Origin of the sequence: Bacteroides sp. DH3716P, from assembly GCF_025914115.1 — a bacterium.
GTDB lineage: Bacteria > Bacteroidota > Bacteroidia > Bacteroidales > Bacteroidaceae > Bacteroides > Bacteroides ovatus.
Map to the genome: position 1 here is coordinate 6629609 of NZ_CP083673.1, position 1483 is coordinate 6631091.

General features: G+C 45.0%; 2 protein-coding genes and 1 pseudogene. All 3 read right to left on the bottom strand.

The features are described from left to right. Positions 1–84, bottom strand: a pseudogene (locus KQP79_RS25805) (single-stranded DNA-binding protein); the annotation flags it as partial. Positions 85–137: 53 nt separating this feature from the next. Then, positions 138–494 carry a helix-turn-helix domain-containing protein gene (locus tag KQP79_RS25810; RefSeq protein WP_007837478.1) on the bottom strand — a complete coding sequence of 119 codons (357 nt, stop codon included), beginning with the start codon at positions 492–494 and terminating at the stop codon, positions 138–140. Positions 495–634: 140 nt separating this feature from the next. Beyond that, positions 635–1045 (bottom strand): hypothetical protein, encoded by a 411-nt coding sequence (locus tag KQP79_RS25815; protein ID WP_264386603.1) that lies wholly within the window; start codon positions 1043–1045, stop codon positions 635–637. Positions 1046–1483: the final 438 nt, after the last annotated feature.

The window sequence follows — 1483 nt, forward strand, 5'->3', positions numbered from 1 at the left end:
AACAGCCATGAATGTTCCGTGTGTACCTGTGATGACGCGGCAATCCTTTGCTCCGATGCGTCCGATAGTGTGAGTGTAAATCATAATGTGAAAATGTTATAGTGGCAAGTTGGTTAGACTTGCCGTTACCTTGTTATTTAAATGACTTTTCTTGTTGATTGAACATAAGCTATTGCTTCATTCATAATTTCTGCTCGTGACCTACTCTTGTTATCTTGCATCCACTCATCAATTTCAGATTTGAGGAACATGATACGTTTCCCCTTCTTATGGAATGGTATTTGTTTATTGCTTGTCCAACAATAGATTGTGTGTTCAACTGGATGGGTAGGGAGATACTCACTCAATTCGGAAACACTAAGCCATTCCAATCCCTTATCGGGCTGAATTTGAGTCATTAGTGTGGAAAACTTTTCTTCTAAAATCTCCAGCTTGTTTATTACTAATGACAATGCTGATGGCAAGTCATTAAAACTCAATATTTGCTTTTCCATATCAATATATGTGTGGCAAGTTGGTTAGGCTTGCCGTTACCTTGTTATTAATATCCTTTCTTCGTCTGCCTTGTATTGGCGACAAAAGACTTGTTGCTGCCNGCTCTCCTTGGTAGTCTCGTCATATACGATGCACTGGGTCATACATGCTCCTCCTTCATCCATGCACCTATACTCGACGTGACATAGTCTAACTGACCGCCAAAGATGTCGCTTGGCTCTATGTCGTATTGTCCATCCCTCACTTCCTTGTCCTCTCCGAGAAGCGACAAGTTGCCGTCAGCATCCAAACGTGCCGCATCTATGACTATATCACGAGGCTCGTCAAAGAGATAACCTGCCACGATGGGCTGTTCTCCCTCGAAATGCACCTCAAAGCCTCCGTCCGCTTCCGTGCCGTACTTGCGAAGAGCTACTTTCAGTTCGTCCTGCTCCCGGTGCTGCAATGCCTGGAGTTGTCCGTGGATAGTGAGGTCTTGCAGTTCTGCCTCTCGTTTGGTGTGGGTTGCCTCGCCGGTCTTGCGGTCGATGTCGTACTTGTGGTAAACCACTGGGATATGGTCTGCCGATGTGACAAGCCATGTGATGTTGTTCACNATGTCGTACTTGTGGTAAACCACTGGGATATGGTCTGCCGATGTGACAAGCCATGTGATGTTGTTCACTGAGAAGCCCTGTCTGGTGAGAAACTCCTCGATGTCTGAGCCGATAAGATGGTCGGCTACGTCAAGATACTCGATGCGTGCGTCAGCATCATGCAGGATGATAATCTTCATTGCCTTTCAAATTTTAGTGATACAATCATTTTGTTGTCGCCCATGTCGCTGGACTTGTTTCTCTTCCCTCCTTTCGAGGCCTTTCAGCCTGTGGAAGGATATTTTCTGCTTCCACAAGCCGCAAAAAAGACATAAAGACAAATTATGTGTGAAGAATACTCTTTTCCGAGGAAAAGGAAGATTGTTCACAGTCACAAGACCTCAAGCAGAATT